Annotated in this window: 15 protein-coding genes and 1 pseudogene; 11 read left to right on the top strand and 5 right to left on the bottom strand. The window is 69.1% G+C overall.

The features are described from left to right. Nucleotides 1-54 precede the first annotated feature (54 nt). Together hrcA and RSP_RS14480 are read left to right on the top strand one after the other, a co-directional pair. Complete coding sequence (gene hrcA, locus RSP_RS14485; protein ID WP_002721709.1) at nucleotides 55-1125, top strand: heat-inducible transcriptional repressor HrcA; 1071 nt, start codon at nucleotides 55-57, stop codon at nucleotides 1123-1125. 5 nt (nucleotides 1126-1130) lie between these two features. Beyond that, nucleotides 1131-1691, top strand: a complete 561-nt coding sequence (locus tag RSP_RS14480) for a nucleotide exchange factor GrpE (protein WP_017139997.1) — start codon at nucleotides 1131-1133, stop codon at nucleotides 1689-1691. A 112-nt stretch (nucleotides 1692-1803) separates the two neighbouring features. Here the strand turns inward: RSP_RS14480 and mutS are convergent, their stop codons facing one another. Continuing rightward, nucleotides 1804-4431, bottom strand: coding sequence for a DNA mismatch repair protein MutS (mutS, locus tag RSP_RS14475; protein WP_011338798.1), 2628 nt, complete (start codon nucleotides 4429-4431; stop codon nucleotides 1804-1806). A gap of 131 nt (nucleotides 4432-4562) precedes the next feature. Between mutS and RSP_RS14470 the strand changes: the two genes are divergently transcribed. The 4 genes from RSP_RS14470 (at nucleotide 4563) to RSP_RS14455 (ending at nucleotide 9357) form a co-directional block, all read left to right on the top strand. Then, complete coding sequence (locus RSP_RS14470) at nucleotides 4563-6818, top strand: NADP-dependent malic enzyme (protein ID WP_017139995.1); 2256 nt, start codon at nucleotides 4563-4565, stop codon at nucleotides 6816-6818. Then, nucleotides 6818-7672: a ribokinase gene (locus tag RSP_RS14465; protein ID WP_011338796.1), complete on the top strand. Its 855-nt coding sequence runs from the start codon at nucleotides 6818-6820 to the stop codon at nucleotides 7670-7672. Before RSP_RS14470 ends, RSP_RS14465 begins: the two co-directional genes overlap by 1 nt. Nucleotides 7673-7738: 66 nt before the next feature. Beyond that, on the top strand, nucleotides 7739-8638 hold the full coding sequence (locus RSP_RS14460) for a D-amino acid aminotransferase (RefSeq protein ID WP_011338795.1): 900 nt from the start codon (nucleotides 7739-7741) through the stop codon (nucleotides 8636-8638). Further along, a complete protein-coding gene (locus RSP_RS14455) occupies nucleotides 8635-9357 on the top strand; it encodes a sulfotransferase-like domain-containing protein (protein WP_011338794.1) in 723 nt (240 codons plus the stop codon). The genes RSP_RS14460 and RSP_RS14455 overlap by 4 nt, the downstream gene beginning before the upstream one ends. Here RSP_RS14455 and RSP_RS14450 read toward each other — a convergent pair. Together RSP_RS14450 and RSP_RS14445 are read right to left on the bottom strand one after the other, a co-directional pair. Continuing rightward, the gene (locus RSP_RS14450) at nucleotides 9347-10024 is read right to left on the bottom strand and encodes a tellurite resistance TerB family protein (protein WP_017139994.1); all 678 of its coding nucleotides are present in this window, start codon (nucleotides 10022-10024) and stop codon (nucleotides 9347-9349) included. The two genes, RSP_RS14455 and RSP_RS14450, sit on opposite strands and share 11 nt — an antisense overlap. A 63-nt stretch (nucleotides 10025-10087) precedes the next feature. Next, nucleotides 10088-11314 (bottom strand): argininosuccinate synthase, encoded by a 1227-nt coding sequence (locus RSP_RS14445; RefSeq protein WP_002721701.1) that lies wholly within the window; start codon nucleotides 11312-11314, stop codon nucleotides 10088-10090. Nucleotides 11315-11435: 121 nt separating this feature from the next. Here RSP_RS14445 and ilvA point away from each other — a divergent pair. After that, nucleotides 11436-12684 (top strand): annotated as a pseudogene (gene ilvA / locus RSP_RS14440) (threonine ammonia-lyase IlvA). Here ilvA and RSP_RS14435 read toward each other — a convergent pair. Next, nucleotides 12681-13010, bottom strand: a complete 330-nt coding sequence (locus RSP_RS14435; RefSeq protein ID WP_011338792.1) for an Hpt domain-containing protein — start codon at nucleotides 13008-13010, stop codon at nucleotides 12681-12683. The pseudogene ilvA and the gene RSP_RS14435 sit on opposite strands and share 4 nt — an antisense overlap. Before the next feature lie 185 nt (nucleotides 13011-13195). Here RSP_RS14435 and RSP_RS14425 point away from each other — a divergent pair, with 185 nt between their 5' ends. Next, nucleotides 13196-14452: a PP2C family protein-serine/threonine phosphatase gene (locus RSP_RS14425; protein WP_017139992.1), complete on the top strand. Its 1257-nt coding sequence runs from the start codon at nucleotides 13196-13198 to the stop codon at nucleotides 14450-14452. Between the two features lie 27 nt (nucleotides 14453-14479). Here RSP_RS14425 and RSP_RS14420 read toward each other — a convergent pair whose 3' ends face one another. Continuing rightward, nucleotides 14480-14917 carry an NUDIX hydrolase gene (locus RSP_RS14420; protein WP_011338790.1) on the bottom strand — a complete coding sequence of 146 codons (438 nt, stop codon included), beginning with the start codon at nucleotides 14915-14917 and terminating at the stop codon, nucleotides 14480-14482. A 72-nt stretch (nucleotides 14918-14989) separates the two neighbouring features. Between RSP_RS14420 and hslO the strand changes: the two genes are divergently transcribed. From hslO to RSP_RS14405, 3 genes are read left to right on the top strand one after another with little or no spacing between them, the layout of a single operon-like run. After that, nucleotides 14990-15979, top strand: a complete 990-nt coding sequence (gene hslO / locus RSP_RS14415; protein WP_002721690.1) for an Hsp33 family molecular chaperone HslO — start codon at nucleotides 14990-14992, stop codon at nucleotides 15977-15979. Beyond that, a complete protein-coding gene (locus RSP_RS14410; protein WP_011338789.1) occupies nucleotides 15972-16559 on the top strand; it encodes a CoA pyrophosphatase in 588 nt (195 codons plus the stop codon). Before hslO ends, RSP_RS14410 begins: the two co-directional genes overlap by 8 nt. Next, nucleotides 16556-17698 carry a CCA tRNA nucleotidyltransferase gene (locus RSP_RS14405; protein ID WP_011338788.1) on the top strand — a complete coding sequence of 381 codons (1143 nt, stop codon included), beginning with the start codon at nucleotides 16556-16558 and terminating at the stop codon, nucleotides 17696-17698. Before RSP_RS14410 ends, RSP_RS14405 begins: the two co-directional genes overlap by 4 nt. The last annotated feature ends 43 nt before the right edge of the window (nucleotides 17699-17741 follow it).

Raw genomic sequence — 17741 nt, 5'->3', positions numbered from 1 at the left:
TGACGGGCGGCGCGGGGCCTCGCTAAAGTCGGCAGTCGCTTGGAAGGCAGCAGGATGAACGAAGGCCGCAGGATGCTCTCGGAGATGAACGACCGCTCGCGCGAGGTCTTCCGCCGCGTGGTGGAAGGCTATCTCGCCTCGGGCGATCCGGTGGGCTCGCGCACCCTTACCCGGCACATGTCCGAGAAGGTGAGCGCCGCCACGATCCGCAATGTGATGCAGGATCTGGAATATCTGGGCCTGCTCGACAGCCCGCATGTGTCCGCGGGACGGATCCCGACCCAGCTCGGCCTGCGGATGTTCGTGGACGGGCTGCTCGAGGTGGGCCAGGTCTCGGAGAAGGACCGCGAGCGCATCGACTCGACCTTCGGGGGCAACGAGCACGACGTGGTCTCGCTCCTCGACCGGGTGGGGGCCACGCTGTCGGCGGTCACCCAGGGGGCGAGCCTCGTGCTTGCGCCGAAGCACGAGGCGGCGATCCGCCACATCGAATTCGTGAGCCTCGGCGCGGATCGGGCTCTGGTGGTGCTGGTCTTTGCGGACGGGCACGTCGAGAACCGGGTCTTCCGCCCGCCGTCGGGTCAGACCGCCTCGTCGATGCGCGAGGCGGCGAACTTCCTGAATGCGCTGGTCGAAGGGCGGACGCTCGGCGACCTGCGCCAGACCATCGGGCAGGAGATCACCCGCCGACGCCAGGAGATCGACGCGCTGGCGCACGATCTGGTCCAGAGCGGGCTGGCCGTCTGGGAGAACCCGGGCGAGCAGTCGGAGCGGCTGATCGTTCGGGGGCAGTCGCACCTGCTGGAAGGCGGGGCGGAGGCCGCCGATTTCGAGCGGATCCGCACGCTCTTCGACGATCTGGAGCGCAAGAGGGACATCGCGGAATATCTGGAACTGACCGAGGCGGGCGAGGGTGTGCGCATTTTCATCGGCTCGGAAAACAAGCTTTTCTCACTTTCGGGTTCCTCTCTGGTGGTCTCTCCCTATATGAACGCGGATCGAAAGATCATCGGCGCCATTGGCGTGATCGGTCCGACGCGGCTGAACTACGGCCGTATCGTCCCGATCGTCGATTACACGGCGCAGCTGGTGGGTCGGCTGGTGTCCGACCGCGGCAAGGGATGACGAGCATGACGAACGCAAGGAAAGACGAGATGGCCGAGGACCAGGCACCCCGGGAAGAAACTGTCGAAGCGCCCGAACTGACGGAGGCGCCGGAGATCGACGAACTCGAGACCCTGCGCGCCGAGCGCGACGAATTGCGCGACCGATTCATGCGGGCGCTGGCGGATGCCGAGAACAGCCGCAAGCGGGCCGACCGCGACCGGCGCGAGGCCGAGCAATATGGCGGCACGCGGCTCGCGCGCGACCTGCTGCCGGTCTACGACAACCTGAGCCGCGCGCTCGAGGTGGCGACCGACGAGCAGCGCGCCGCGGCGGCGGCCCTGATCGAGGGCGTGGAACTCACGCTTCGCGAACTGCGCAACGTGATGAACAAGCATGGCGTGCGCCCGATCACGCCGCAGGTGGGCGACACGTTCGACCCGCAGCAGCATCAGGCGATGTTCGAGGCTCCGGTGCCCGGCACCAAGGCCGGCCAGATCATTCAGGTGATGACCGAGGGCTTCATGATCCACGACCGGCTGCTGCGTCCGGCGCAGGTGGGCGTTTCCTCGAACACCGGCGCCTGAGCGCCAGCGGGCGCGCCTGTGGCCGCCCGGGACGGGGGGCTGCGCGCCCCCCCCGCCCGACCCCGGGGGTCGGGCTCCCCCGCGGGATATTTCGGCCAGAATGAAAGCGGCCTCAGGTCAGCAGCGCGCGGAGATCGTAGAGGAGCTTCAGCGCCTCGCGCGGGCTGAGGTCGTCGGGCTGGATCTCGCGCAGCCGCTCTTCCACGGGTGAGGTCTTCGGCGCCGCGGGCGCGGGCGGCGGCGGGGCCGCGCGGAAGAGCGGCAGGTCGTCGATGAGCGTCTGGCGTCGCCCGCCGCTCTCGCGCTCGCCTGACTCGAGCGCGTCGAGCACGGTGCGTGCGCGCTCGATCACCGAGGCGGGCAGGCCCGCAAGCCGTGCGACCTGCACGCCGTAGGAGCGGTCGGCCGCACCGCGCCGCACCTCGTGCAGGAAGATCACGTCGCCTTCCCATTCCTTCACCGCGACGGTCGCGTTTTCCACGCCCTTGAGCTTGCCCGCCAGCGCGGTCATCTCGTGGTAGTGGGTGGCGAAAAGGGCGCGGCAGCGGTTCCGGTCGTGCAGATGTTCGAGCGTGGCCCAGGCGATGGAGAGCCCGTCCCAGGTGGCGGTGCCGCGGCCGATCTCGTCGAGGATCACGAGAGCGCGGTCGTCGGCCTGATTCAGGATGGCCGCGGTTTCGACCATCTCGACCATGAAGGTCGAGCGGCCGCGCGCCAGATCGTCCGAGGCGCCGACGCGGCTGAAGATCTGGCTCACGAGGCCGATATGGGCGCGGCGGGCCGGAACGAAGCTGCCCGCCTGTGCGAGGAGCGCGATCAGGGCGTTCTGGCGCAGGAAGGTGGATTTGCCGGCCATGTTCGGCCCGGTGATGAGCCAGACCGCCGGCGTCTCGCCGGTGGAGAGGTCGCAGTGGTTGGCGACGAAGGGCGTGCCGGTGCGGCGCAGGGCGCGCTCGACGACCGGATGGCGCCCGGCCTCGATGGCGAAGGCGCGGCTGTCGTCGATCTCGGGCTCGGTCCAGTCCTCGGTCACCGCGAGGTCGGCGAAGGCCGAGATCAGGTCGAGCTCGGCCAGCGACCGGGCGGCGCGACCGATCTGGCCGGCGAGATCGAGGATCGCCGTCCGCAGGGCTGCGAAATGCATCTTCTCGAGGTCGAGCGCGCGGTTGCCCGCGTTCAGGATCCGCGTTTCCAGCTCCGACAGCTCCACCGTCGTGAAGCGCACCTGCCCGGCGGTGGTCTGGCGGTGGATGAATCGCTCGGAGAGCGGGGCCGAGAGCATCTTCTCGGCATGGGTCGAGGTGACCTCGATGAAATAGCCCAGCACGTTGTTGTGCTTGATCTTCAGGCTCTGGATGCCGGTCACCTCGATGAAGCCCGCCTGCATCGAGGCGATGACGCCGCGGCCCTCGTCGCGCAGGCGGCGCGTCTCGTCGAGATCCGCATCGAACCCCTGTGCGATGAAGCCGCCGTCGCGGGCGAGAAGCGGCGGCTCGGCCACGAGAGCCTGATCGAGGAGATCCACCAGCGCCTCGTGGCCGCCGAGCGCCTCGAGTGCGCGGGTGACGAGGGCGGGCGCCTCGGCGGGCATCCGCTGCGCGATCTCCTGGGCCTGGGCGAGGCCTGCCCGGATCGCGGCCATATCGCGGGGACCGGCCCGGTCGAGTGCCAGCCGCGAGAGGGCGCGGTCCATGTCGGGCACGCGGCGGAGGCTCGCGCGCATTTCCTCGCGCAGGCGCGGCTCTTCGGTCAGCCAGCGCACCGCGCCGAGCCTCTCGTGGATCAGGCCGAGGTCGCGGGTGGGGCTCGAGAGCCGCCGTTCGAGCAGGCGCGCGCCCGGAGCGGTGACGGTGCGATCCACGGCGGAGAGGAGCGAGCCGTCGCGGCCTCCGGCAAGCGCCTGCGTGATCTCGAGGTTGCGACGGGTGGCGGCGTCGATCTGGACCGTGCCGCCTACTGTCTCGCGCACGGGCGGGCGCAGGAGCGGCAGCTTGCCGCGCTGGGTGAGGTCGAGGTAGTCGACCAGCGCCCCCATGGCCGAAAGCTCGGCCCGGGTGAAATTGCCGAAGCTTTCGAGCGTGCCCACGCCGAAGAGCGCGCAGAGCCGCTTCTCGGCCGAGGCGCTGTCGAAGCTCGCCCGCGAGAGCGGCGTCAGCGCGCAGCCCACCTCCTCGATCCAGTCGAGCTCCCGCTCGTCGGCCACCAGCAGCTCGCGCGGGGCGAGGCGGGCCAGTTCGGGCATGAGGCGCGGCAGCGGGCAGGCCGTGACGCTGAGCTCACCCGTCGAGATGTCGGCCCAGGCCAGTGCCGCCTCGTCGCGGATCTCGGCGAAGGCGCAGAGGTAGTTGTGCCGCCGCGCTTCGAGCAGCGTGTCCTCGGTCAGCGTGCCGGGCGTGACGAGGCGCACGACCTCGCGCCGGACCACGGACTTGGAGCCGCGCTTCTTCGCCTCGGCCGGATCCTCCATCTGCTCGGCGATGGCCACGCGGAAGCCCTTGCGGATCAGCGTGAGAAGATAGCCCTCGGCCGCATGGATGGGCACGCCGCACATGGCGATATCCTCGCCGCGGTGCTTGCCGCGCTTGGTGAGCGCGATGTCGAGCGCCTCGGCGGCCAGAGCCGCGTCGTCGAAGAACATCTCGTAGAAGTCGCCCATCCGGTAGAACAGGATGGCGCCGGGGTTCTGCGCCTTGATCTCGAGATATTGCGCCATCATCGGCGTGACGGTGTCGTCGCTCACGCTGCCCCCTTCCACTTCGGTCGGGCGACCCTACAAAAGCCCCTCTGCGGGGAAAAGCCGCAAATCCTTGGTCATTGTTGCGAGGGCGGGGCGGCGCTAGAAGGGCCGTGCTTGCACAGGATGGCCCCCTCATGACCAAGACCAAGATCACGCCCGAAGAGGCGCTTCTCTACCATCTGGAACCGCGGCCCGGCAAATACGAGATCACCGCCTCGACGCCGATGGCCACGCAGCGCGACCTGAGCCTCGCCTATTCGCCGGGGGTGGCCGTCCCGGTGCAGGCGATCGCCGACGCGCCCGAGACGGTCTACGACTATACGGTCAAGGGCAACATGGTGGCGGTGATTTCGAACGGGACCGCGATCCTCGGCATGGGCAATCTCGGGGCGATGGCCTCGAAGCCGGTGATGGAGGGCAAGGCGGTGCTCTTCAAGCGCTTCGCCGACGTGAACGCCATCGACATCGAGCTCGACACCGAGGATCCGGACGAGATCATCCAGGCGGTGAAGCTGATGGGGCCGACCTTCGGCGGCATCAACCTCGAGGACATCAAGGCGCCCGAGTGCTTCATGATCGAGCAGCGGCTGAAGGAGCTCATGGACATTCCGGTGTTCCATGACGACCAGCACGGCACGGCGGTGATCTGCGCGGCGGGTCTCATCAACGCGCTGGAGCTGTCGGGCAAGAAGATCGAGGATTGCCGCATCGTGCTGAACGGCGCGGGGGCGGCGGGGATCGCCTGTCTGGAGCTCCTCAAGACCATGGGCGCGCGCCACGACAACTGCATCATGTGCGACACCAAGGGCGTGATCTGGCAGGGCCGCACCGAGGGCATGAACCAGTGGAAGTCGGCCCATGCCGCGCGCACCGAGCTGCGCACGCTGGAAGAGGCGATGGCAGGGGCCGATGTGTTCCTCGGCGTCTCGGCCAAGGGCGCGGTCACGCCCGAGATGGTCAGGAGCATGGCCGACAATCCGGTGATCTTCGCCATGGCCAACCCCGATCCCGAGATCACGCCCGAGGAGGCGCAGGCGGTCCGCGCCGACGCCATCGTGGCCACGGGCCGGTCGGACTATCCGAACCAGGTCAACAACGTGCTGGGCTTCCCCTATCTCTTCCGGGGCGCGCTCGACATCCACGCCCGCGCGATCAACGACGAGATGAAGATCGCCTGCGCCCGGGCGCTGGCGCAGCTCGCGCGCGAGGACGTGCCGGATGAGGTGGCGATGGCCTACGGGCGCAAGCTCTCGTTCGGGCGCGACTACATCATTCCCACGCCCTTCGACCCGCGGCTGATCTACACGATCCCGCCCGCGGTGGCGAAGGCCGGCATGGATACGGGCGTCGCGCGGCGGCCCATCATCGACCTTCAGGGCTACGAGCTGGCGCTGAAGTCCCGGATGGACCCGACCGCCTCGATCCTGCAGGGCATCCATGCCCGGGCCAAGGCGGCGCAGGCCCGGATGATCTTCGCCGAGGGCGACGATCCGCGCGTGCTGCGCGCGGCCGTGGCCTATCAGCGCGCCGGCATGGGCAAGGCGCTGGTCGTGGGCCGCGAGCAGGACGTGCGCGAGAAGCTCGAGGCGACGGGCCTCGGCGATGCGGTGCGCGAGCTCGAGGTGGTGAACGCCGCCAATTCGCGCCACATGGAGGCCTACAAGAGCTTCCTTTACAACCGTCTCCAGCGCGGCGGCTTCGACAGCTACGACATCCAGCGGCTGGCCACGCGCGACCGGCATGTCTTCTCGGCGCTGATGCTGGCGCATGGGCACGGCGACGGGCTGGTGACGGGCGCCACGCGCAAATCGGCCTATGTGATGCAGCTCATCAACCATGTGTTCGATGCCAAGGCCTCGGACGGCGCGGTGGGTGTGACGGCGCTGCTGCACAAGGGCCGCATCGTGCTCATCGCCGACACGCTGGTCCATGAATGGCCCGAGGCCGAGGATCTGGCCGACATTGCGATCAAGTCGGCGCGGGTGGCACGCAACCTCGGGCTCGAGCCGCGGGTGGCCTTCGTCTCCTTCTCGACCTTCGGTTATCCGGTCTCGGAGCGGGCGGCCAAGATGGGCGAGGCCTCGCGCGTGCTCGACGGGATGAAGGTCGATTTCGAATATGAGGGCGAGATGACCGTCGACGTGGCGCTGAACAAGACAGCCATGGCGCAATATCCCTTCTGCCGGCTCACGGGTCCTGCCAATATCCTCGTGGTTCCGGCGCGGCACTCGTCGTCGATCTCGATCAAGCTCATGCAGGAGATGGCGGGGGCGACCGTGATCGGTCCCATTCTCACCGGCGTGTCGAAGCCGATCCAGATCTGCGGCGTGAACTCGACGGTCAATGACATTCTCAACATGGCCGTGATGGCCGCGTGCAAGGTGGGGTGATGCTGCTCAATCTGGGCTCGATCAACATCGACCATGTCTACCGGATGCCGCACTTGCCGGCGCCCGGAGAGACGCTCGAGGCCGAAAGCTACAGCGTGGGTCTCGGCGGCAAGGGCGCCAACCAGTCCGTCGCCGCGGCGCGGGCCGGGGCACGGATCCTTCATGTCGGCGCGGTCGGGCCCGAGGGGCGCTGGGCGCGCGACTGGATGGCTGCGGCGGGCGTCGACGTGACCCATGTGGCGGTGGGCGAGGTCGCCACCGGCCATGCCATCATCAACCTGGATGAAGAGGCCGAGAATACCATCGTGATCTTCCCGGGCGCCAACCGGACGCTCGATGCGGCCACGGTGACGGCGGCGCTCGCCGCGGCGGGCCCGGGCGATACGCTCCTTCTGCAGAACGAGACTTCGGCGCAGGTCGAGGCGGCGCGTCTGGCTTCGCAGCGGGGCCTGAGGGTGATCTATTGCGCCGCCCCGTTCGAGATCGGCGCCGTGCAGGCCGTCCTGCCCTATGTCAGCCTCCTCGTGATGAACGAGGGCGAAGCGGCGGCCCTGAGAGCCGCGCTCGGGGCGCTGCCCGAGGTGGCGATGGTCGTGACCCTCGGCGCCCGGGGTGCCGAATGGCTCGTGCCGGGCGAGGATCGGCTCTCCGTTCCCGCTTTTCCCGTGACGGCCGTCGACACGGTGGGTGCGGGCGACTGTTTCACGGGAAACCTTGCCGCGGCGCTCGATGCCGGGCTTGCTCCGGCAGAGGCGATGCGCCGGGCATCCGCGGCCGCCGCGCTTCAGGTCACGCGTCCGGGCGCGGCCGAGGCCATGCCCACGGCCGAAGAGGTGGACGCCTTCCTCGGCTGACGCCTCTGCCCCCCTTGGCGGGCGGGCCCTCTCCGGTCTAGCGTCGGCGGGAACAGGGAGCCGCCGATGACCGATCACGTTACCACCCACCAGGCCGAGGAAGATGCTCGGAACGAGACCATCCGCCTCTGGCTGAACGGGCGGATCCTGCCCAGGGCCGAGGCGCTGGTGTCGGTCTACGACTCGGGCTTCATGCTCGGCGACGGTGTGTGGGAGGGCATCCGCCTCTACGATGGGCGCTGGGCCTTTCTCGACGAGCATCTCGACCGGCTGTTCGAGGCGGCCTTGGCCATCGACCTCGACATCGGGATGGACCGAGCCGCGCTCCGGCAGGCGATCCTCGACACGGCGGCGGCGAACGGCATGACGACAGACGCCCATGCCCGGCTGATGGTGACGCGCGGGGTCAAGACGCGGCCCTTCCAGCATCCGTCGCTCTCGCGGCAGGGGCCCACCGTCGCGATCATCATGGAACATTCCAAGCCGAAGATCCCGCGGCCGATCCGGCTTGCCACCGTGCCCCATATCCGCGGCCTGCCGATGAGCCAGGATCCGAAGCTGAACTCGCATTCCAAGCTGAACTGCATCCTCGCCTGCATCGCGGCCGAGAAGGCGGGCGCGGACGAGGCGCTGATGCTGGACGTGCATGGGTTCGTGAACACGACCAACGCCTGTAACTTCTTCATCGTGAGAAAGGGCGAGGTCTGGACCTCGACGGGCGACTACTGCATGAACGGCATCACCCGCGGCAAGGTCATCCGCATCTGCCGCGAGGCCGGCATTCCCGTCTTCGAGAAGAACTTCTCGCTGGTCGAGACCTACTCCGCCGACGAGGCTTTCCTGACCGGCACCTTCGGCGCGCAGACCCCCGTGGGCTCGATCGACGGTCGGCGGATCGGCACGGGCGAAATGGGCCCCCTGACCGAGCGCCTCCGCGGCCTCTACAAGGCCTTGGTGGCAGCATGAGGATCGCCATGTGGTCCGGGCCGCGGAACCTCTCCACGGCCATGATGTATTCCTTCGCCGCGCGGGGCGATTGCGGCATCTGGGACGAACCCTTCTACGCCGCCTATCTCAAGGCCACGGGGATCGACCATCCGATGCGCGCCGAGATCCTTGCCGCGCACGAGACGGACGCTTCCGTCATCGCCGACAGATGCAGCGGAGAGGCACCGCTCGGCGAGCCGATCTTCTACCAGAAGCACATGACGCTGCACATGATCCCGTCCTTCGACCGAGGCTTCATGCGGGACTGCGAAAATGTTTTTCTGATCCGCCACCCGACGCGGGTCGTAGCGAGCTACGCCAAAAAGCGCGAGGGTCCCAGTCTCGCCGACATCGGCTTCGTGCAGCAGGCCAAGCTCTTCGACGAGGTGGCGCAATGGCTGGGTCGCCCGCCTCTCGTGGTGGACAGCGCGGACGTCCGGCAGGACCCGAAAGGGATGCTGACGGCCCTCTGTGCGGCCTTGGGCCTCCCCTTCACCGAGGCCATGCTGCGCTGGCCTGCGGGCGGACACAAGGCCGACGGCGTCTGGGCGCCGCACTGGTACGGCGCCGTGCATCTCTCTTCGGGCTTCGAGGATCCCGAAGGCCCGCTGCCGGACCTTGCCCCGCATTATGCGGACCTCGCCCGGCAGGCGCTGCCGCATTACGAGCGCCTTGCCGCCTTCCGCATCAGGACGTGAAGGCTTCCACCTCGCGCACTTCCGCCTCCGAGAGGTTCAGCCGCCCGCGGAGGGTGCAGAGGTAGGATTTGTTGGCGCTGGTGGTCGGATCCACCGCGGCGCGCGAGGCGAGATAGAACTGCTCGGCGGTCTCCTGATCGCGGACCTGCTCCAGCAGCCGGTCGAGCGGCTGCGGATGGGCGACCTCGCGCTCGACGAGCCGCCGGTCGCTGTCGTCCGCACCCGCCGCATCGAGCTGGTCGAGGATCCGCTGCCGTTCGTCCAGAGAGATCGCGCCGTCGGCCCAGGCCGCGGCCACCATCGCCTGCAGCAGCAGGAGCGCCTTGGCGTCGGAAATCGCATCCTCGGGCGACTGCCCCATCGCCGCGCCGGCAGGAGCGGCCGAGGTCTGACCGGCATCGCCCTGCTGTCCGGTCAGGCTGTCGACGATGCCGCCGATCATGCCGCCGATGCCGCCCGTGCCGCCCGCAGTCCGGGTCGTGCCGCCCGGGTTGCGCGCCTGATGATCCTGATAGGCGCGATAGGCCATGTAGGCCAGCGCCGCCATCCCGGCCTTCTTGCTCACGCTCGAGCCGAGGACGGCGGCAGAGCCGAGCCCTCCCGTGCGGCCGCCGCGGCCGGCCATGCGCGAGGCCAGCATCAGCCCGAGGACTTTCTTGAGGCTCATTGCAGGGTCTCCTCTCCCTTGGGAAAGAAGGTCAACCGGCGCCGCAGGGCGCCGGTTCCAGCCTCAGCCCTTCACGCGGGCGTTGCGTGTCGCGATCAGCTTCAGCCGCAGGGCGTTCAGCCGGATGAAGCCGGCCGCGTCCTTCTGGTCGTAGGCGCCCGCATCCTCCTCGAAGGTGACGTGCTTCTCGGAATAAAGCGAATGCTCCGACCAACGGGCGACGGTGCGGGCGAAGCCCTTGTAAAGCTTGACGCGCACGGTGCCGGTGACATGTTCCTGCGACTTGTCGATCAGTGCCTGAAGCATCTCGCGCTCGGGGCTGTACCAGAAGCCGTTGTAGATCAGCTCGGCATAGCGCGGCATGATCGAATCCTTCAGGTGGCCTGCGCCCGAGTCGAGCGTGATCTGTTCGATGCCGCGGTGGGCCTCCAGCAGGATCGTGCCGCCGGGCGTCTCGTAGATCCCGCGCGACTTCATGCCGACGAAACGGTTTTCCACCAGATCGAGACGGCCCACCCCGTGCTTGCCGCCAAGCTCGTTGAGCTTCGTGAGGATGGTCGCGGGCGACATGGCTTCGCCGTTGATGGCGACCGCATCGCCCTTCTCGAAGGCGATCTCCACGAACTCGGGCGCGTCGGGCGCCTTCTCGGGATCGACGGTGCGCTGGTAGACGTAATCCGGGGCTTCCTCGCCCGGGTTCTCCAGCACGCGGCCCTCGGACGAGGTGTGCAGCAGGTTCGCATCGACCGAGAAGGGCGCTTCGCCGCGCTTGTTCTTGGCGATCGGGATCTGGTTCTGTTCGGCGAATTCGAGGAGTTTCGTGCGCGAAGTCAGGTCCCATTCGCGCCAGGGCGCGATCACCTTGATCGCCGGGTCGAGCGCATAGGCCGTCAGTTCGAAGCGAACCTGGTCGTTGCCCTTGCCGGTGGCGCCGTGGGCCACCGCGTCGGCGCCGGTCTGGGCCGCGATCTCGACCAGCCGCTTGGCGATCAGCGGCCGCGCGATCGAGGTGCCGAGCAGATAGAGCCCTTCGTAAAGCGCGTTCGCCCGGAACATCGGGAAGACGAAGTCGCGCACGAACTCTTCGCGCACATCCTCAATGAAAATGTTTTCTGGCTTGATGCCCAGCATCACCGCCTTCTCGCGGGCGGGCTCAAGCTCCTCGCCCTGGCCGAGGTCGGCGGTGAAGGTCACGACCTCGCAGCCATATTCGGTCTGCAGCCACTTCAGGATGATCGAGGTGTCGAGCCCGCCGGAATAGGCAAGGACGACTTTCTTCGGGGCGGACATGGGAGGGCTCCATCGCGGGAAAGTTTGCACGCCGGTCTAGTGAAGTTTGCCGTTGTGAACAAGGGGCGCGGGCGGCACCTGGCCCGTGGCGGAGCCGCAAGGAAGCGGGTAGGGTGCGCGCATGACCCAGTTCGCCCGCAACGCCCGTGCCGCCACCCGCGCCCTGCGCGATCTCTTCCCCGAGACGCCGCTCCAGCGCAACGATCACCTTTCGGCCCGCTACGGTGCCGACATCTGGCTCAAGCGCGAGGATCTGACGCCGGTGCGCAGCTACAAGCTGCGCGGCGCCTTCACGGCGATGCGGAAGGTGCGCGATGCGCGCCCCGACCAGCGGTCCTTCGTCTGCGCCTCGGCGGGAAATCATGCGCAGGGCGTGGCTTACGCCTGCCGGCATTTCGGCGTGAAGGGCACGATCTTCATGCCGGTGACGACGCCGCAGCAGAAGATCGCCAAGACGCGGACCTTCGGCGGCGAAGCGGTCGAGATCGTGCTGACGGGCGACTATTTCGACCAGACCCTCGCCGCGGCCCAGTCCTGGTGTGCCGAGCAGAAGGCGCATTTCCTCGCGCCCTTCGACGATCCCGACGTGATCGAGGGGCAGGCGAGTGTGGGGGTCGAGCTGCTCGAACAGCTCGGCCGGGCGCCGGATCTGGTGGTGCTGCCGGTGGGCGGCGGCGGGCTTGCTTCGGGTGTCACGGCCTTCCTGCGGAGCGAGGCGCCGGAGACCGACTTCCGGTTCGTCGAGCCTGCGGGGGGGGGCCAGCCTTCTCGCCGCGCTGGAGGCGGGAGGCCCCACGGCGCTGCCGCGCGTGAACAGCTTCGTCGACGGGGCCGCCGTGGCGCGGCTGGGACAGCTGCCCTTCTCGATGCTGGACTGGGTGCGCCCCGATCAGGTGCATCTGGCGCCCGAGGACCGGATCTGCATCACCATGCTCGAGATGCTGAACGTCGAGGGCATCGTGCTCGAGCCTGCGGGGGCGCTGTCGGTGGACGTCCTGCCGGAGCTGGCCGACCGGATCCGCGGCCGCACGGTCGTCTGCGTGACCTCGGGCGGCAATTTCGACTTCGAGCGCCTGCCCGAGGTGAAAGAGCGGGCGCAGCGCTACTCGGGCCTCAAGAAATACTTCATCCTGCGGATGCCGCAGCGCCCCGGCGCGCTGCGCGAGTTCCTGATGATGCTCGGCCCCGACGACGACATCGCGCGCTTCGAATATCTCAAGAAGTCCGCGCGCAACTTCGGATCGGTCCTGATCGGGATCGAGACCCGCGAGGCCGGGAATTTCGCGCGGCTGACGGCGGTGATGGAGGAGGCGGGGCTGAACTACCGCGACATCACCGGCGACGATGCCCTGGCCGAGTTTCTGGTCTAGCCGGCCTCCATCCGTTCGAGTCCCTTGAGAAACTCCACCCGGGCCAGCCGGTAGCTCGTCACCAGAACGCCCAGCTCGACCTCGGCACCGCGTCCGCAGGCGGCGAGCCGCTCGCCCTCCTGGCAGAGGCGCGAGACCGATCTGAAGCCAAGGTTCAGCGCCGATCCCTTCAGGAAGTGCAGCATTTCATCGAGCGGCGCGACCGGAGCAGCGGAGAGCCGGCGGATCGTCTCGTCCGTCTCCTCGAGGAACATGAGGACGACCTCCTCGAACGCTTCGCGACCGACTTCCTCGCGCAATGCCGAAACCCGTCCCCAGTCGATCATGCTGCCCGCTCGTTGAATGTGCCGCTCCAGACTGGGGCGCCCGCCTTAACGGCCGATGAGGATGATCCCGGCAGTTTCGGATGATTTGAGCCTTCACGCTGCCTTAAGCGGTGCCGGGTCAGCGTGGCCCTACTTGCCGCGAGGCCGATCCCGAAGATGCCCCAGTGAATGCACGATCCCTTCCGTTGGCCGAAACCGGTGCGCACGGCGCTTCCGCGCCCGTCCGGCATGTCCTGATCGTGGACGACAGCCGGGCGCAGCGGCGGCTCGTCGCGCTTTCGCTTGCGCGGTGGGGCTACCGGGTGAGCGAGGCCGCAACGGCCTCGGAGGCGCTGGCCCTGTGCCAAGGCGGCGACGTCGATATCGTGCTGAGCGACTGGATGATGCCCGGCATGTCGGGGCTGGAGCTCTGCCGCCGGATCCGGGCGCTGCCGGGCGAGGCCTATTGCTACTTCATCCTGCTCACCTCCCGGTCCGGCACCGGCGAGGTGGTCGACGGCCTCGATTGCGGCGCCGACGACTATCTGGTGAAGCCCGCGGCGCCCGACGAACTCAGGGCGCGCCTGCGGGCCGGCGAGCGGGTGCTGTCGATGCAGGCCGAGCTCGTCGACAAGAACCAGCTTCTGGAGCGCGCCTTTTCGGAGCTGCGCACCATCTACGAGTCGCTCGACCGCGATCTGATCGAGGCGCGGCGGTTGCAGCAGTCCTTCGCCCGGGACAGGTCCCGGCGGTTCGGCCGCTCGACCGTCACGCTGCTCCTGCGGCCCTCCGGTCATGTCGGCGGCGATCTTGCGGGCTCTCTCGATCTCGGTACGGGGCGGATCGCGCTCTATTCGATCGACGTCTCGGGTCATGGCGTCGCCTCGGCCCTGATGACGGCGCGGCTGGCGGGGCTCCTGTCGGGCCTTTCGACCGACGGCGGGGTGGCCCGGTCGGACGGCGCCTGCCGGCAGTGCGCCGGGCATGACAGCTGGCCGCCCGAGATCCTGGCCGCGCGCCTCAACCGCATGATGATCGCGGATCTGGGGGTGGAGCAGTATTTCACCATGGCCTATGCCGAGATCGACCTGCGGTCGGGGGCGCTGGCGCTGGTGCAGGCGGGCCATCCGCATCCGGTGGTGCTGCGCGCCGGCGGGCGGGTGGAGCTTCTGGGGCAGGGCGGACTGCCCGTGGGTCTCCTCCCCGACGCCACCTTCGAGCGGTCGGAGACGCGGCTTCTGCCGGGCGACCGGCTCTTTCTGCTGTCGGACGGGGTGACGGAATGCCCGGATCTCTCGGGGCACGAGCTGGGAGAGGCAGGGCTGGTGCGCCTGCTTGCCGAACATGCGGGCCTCGGATCCGAGGAACTGATGGAGGCTCTCGTCTGGGCGCTCCACGAGCGGATGGGCGGCGGAGACTTCCGGGACGATGTCTCGGGCGTGCTCTTCGACTACCGGCCGTGAGGAGCGCGCGCCCGAGACCCGAGGCCGTCAGCGCAGGGCTGCCGCCAGAAGCGCCCGGTCGCCCGCATTGCCGAGCCGCACAAGCGCCTCCTCGACCGGCAGCCAGACGGCGTGATGGCCCGGTTCGGTGGGCGGGCCAAGGCGGCGGATCGGACGCGCGAGATAGACCGTGCAGAGCTTCTCGGCCCAGAGATCGTATTCCGGCATGTAGGTAAAGCGGCGGAAGGCGCCGATCCGACGGAGGCCGCCGATGCGCCAGCCGGTTTCCTCCCGCACCTCGCGGTGCAGGGCCGCCATCGGATGCTCGCCCGGATCGATCCCGCCACCCGGAAGCTGGAACTCGGGCAGCGGCGTCTCCTGAAAGGTTGTGAGGATGTCGTCGCCGCTCAGGAGCACCGCATAGACCCCCGGCCTGCGCCGATAGTGCCGATCCGCCCGCACGGGGTCGCCGTATCGCCTGATCATCTGCCCTTGGTCCCCCGGTTGTCGCGCCTATATTGGGGCGGTATGCCAAGGCTCATGCCTCAAGGAAACCCCATGACCATCGGTTCACAGATCGCCTGGGACGATACCGTCCTGCCCTTCCAGCTTGACCGCTCGGACATCCGCGGCCGCGTCGTGCGGCTGGACGGGGTCCTCGAGGAGGTGCTGTCGAAGCACGATTACCCGCCGCAGATCGAGGCGCTGGTGGCCGAGGCGTCGCTTCTGACCGCCCTGATCGGCCAGGCCATCAAGCTGCGCTGGAAGCTGTCGCTGCAGATCCGCGGCAACGGTGCGGTGCGGATGATCGCCACCGACTATTACGGCCCTTCCGAGGACGGGCAACCCGCGAGGATCCGCGCCTATGCGAGCTTCGTGGCCGAGGATCTGCAGCCGGGCGCACGGGCCTTCGATCAGATCGGCGAGGGCTATTTCGCCATCCTGATCGATCAGGGGCAGGGGATGGTGCCCTATCAGGGCATCACGCCGATTGCCGGAGGCTCGCTCACCGCCTGCGCCGAAACCTACTTCGCGCAGTCCGAGCAGTTGCCCACCCGGTTCGCCCTGTCCTTCGGCCAGTCCACCGCCAATGGCGCGACGCACTGGCGGGGCGGCGGCGTGATGCTCCAGCACATGCCCAAGGCCTCGCCGGGTGTGGCGGGCGAGGGCGGCTCGGGCGAAGGCGGGCTTTTGCAGCATGGCGATCTCCTCGAGGGTGACGAAGGCGAGAACTGGACGCGGGCCAATCTGCTCCTCGATACGGTCGAGGATCTGGAGCTGGTGGGCCCCTCTGTCCAGCCGCCCGACCTGCTCGTGCGGCTGTTCCACGAGGAGGCGCCGCGGGTGTTCGAGGCGCAGACGCTGCGCTTCGGCTGCTCCTGCTCGCCCGATCGGGTGCGCGAGTCGCTCTCGATCTATGCGCCCGAGGAGATCGCCGAGATGACGACCGACGAGGGGATCGTCACGGCCGACTGCCAGTTCTGCGGCGCGCATTACGAGTTCGACCCGGCGACGCTCGGCACCGGCGCCCGGAGCGACGATGCCTGAGGCGCTGCGGCGCGCGCTGGAGAGCGGCGGCGCCGCCTCGTCGGACCATGACCTGAACCCCGAGATCGTGCTGCCGCCCGACCGCCGCCTGCGCGCGGCGGCGGTGCTGGTGCCGGTCTGGCAGCGCGAGGGCGGGGCGCGGGTCATCCTGACCAAGCGGGCCTCGCATCTTGCGCATCATCCCGGACAGATCGCCTTCCCGGGCGGCAAGATCGACCCGACGGATGCCAGCCCCGAGGAGGCCGCGCTGCGCGAGGCGCGCGAGGAGATCGGGCTTCCGGCCGAGATGGTCGAGGTCGTCGGCCGCCTGCCTGCGCATGAGACGGTCACGGGCTTCACGGTTATCCCCATCCTCGCCGAGGTGCGCGGGCGCTTCGTGCCGGTGACGCAGGAGGACGAGGTGGAGGAAGCCTTCACCGTGCCGCTCGCCCACCTGCTCGATCTCTCCCGCTACCGGGTGGAGCAGCGGCTCTGGCGCGGCGGCTGGCGGCGCTACTATGTCGTGCCCTATGGGCCCTACTACATCTGGGGGGCTACGGCGCGCATCCTGCACGGTCTTGCGCGGAGGATGCAGGGATGAGGATCTCGGGCGACTGGCTGGTGCGGCCCACGACGCAGCGGCTCTGCGCCGTGCTGACCGAGGCGGGGCATCGCGCGCTCTTCGTGGGCGGCTGCGTGCGCAATGCACTCCTGGGCCGGGCCGTGTCGGACATCGATCTGGCGACCGATGCAGTGCCCGCGGCGGTCTCGGCTCTGGCCGCGGCGGCCGGATTCAAGGTGGTGCCCACCGGCATCGATCATGGCACCGTGACGGTGATCGCGGGCGGCGTGCCGCACGAGGTCACGACCTTCCGCCGCGATGTCGAGACCTTCGGGCGCCACGCCGTGGTGGCCTTCTCGACCGACGTGGCCGAGGATGCGGCGCGGCGCGACTTCACGATGAACGCGCTTTATGCCGAGGCCTCGGGCGCGGTCATCGACCCGCTGGGCGGGCTGCCCGACCTGATCGCGCGACGGGTGCGCTTCGTGGGCGATCCCATCCGGCGGATCGAGGAGGATTACCTGCGCATCCTGCGCTTCTTCCGCTTTCATGCGATCTACGGCGCGCCCGACGAAGGGCTCGACGCGGAGGGGCTCGCCGCCTGTGCCGCGCGGGCCGAGGGCGTGGCGCAGCTCTCGCGCGAGCGGGTGGGCGCCGAGATGCGCAAGCTGCTGGCGGCCGACGATCCCGCGCGCTCGGTGGCGTCCATGGAATGCGCGGGCGTGCTGGCCGTAGTTCTGCCCGGCGCCGAGGCGCGGGCGCTGCCGGTGCTGGTCCATCTCGAGGAGGGGCGCGCGCCCGACTGGCTTCTGCGGCTCGCGAGCCTCGGCGGCGCGGAGGTGGCCGACCGGCTGCGCCTGTCGCGCGCGGACGCCGCGGCGCTGGCGCGCCTGCGCGAGGCCGCGCTGGCCGGCGCGCCACCTGCCGAGCAGGGTTACCGGCTGGGGGCCCGGCTGGGGGCCGGGGCGGTGCTGCTCCGCGCGGCGCTGACCGAGACGCCTCCGCCGGCGGGCTGGGAAGCGGCGGTGGAGCGCGGCGCCACCGCGCGCTTCCCGGTGGCTGCGGCCGACCTGATGCCCGCGCTCGCGGGTCCGGCGCTGGGCGCCCGCCTGCGCGCGCTCGAAGAGCGGTGGATCGCCTCGGACTTCCGCCTCGACCGGGCCGCCCTGCTCGACTGAACGTGTCGCGTTTCCTTCGGGGGAAACACACCTATATTCTGGC

The sequence above is a fragment of the Cereibacter sphaeroides 2.4.1 genome (assembly GCF_000012905.2).
In the GTDB taxonomy this organism is placed as follows: Bacteria; Pseudomonadota; Alphaproteobacteria; order Rhodobacterales; family Rhodobacteraceae; genus Cereibacter_A; species Cereibacter_A sphaeroides.
The sequence above is the reverse complement of the archived record's forward strand: the minus strand, read 5'-3'. Positions and strand labels throughout refer to the sequence as shown.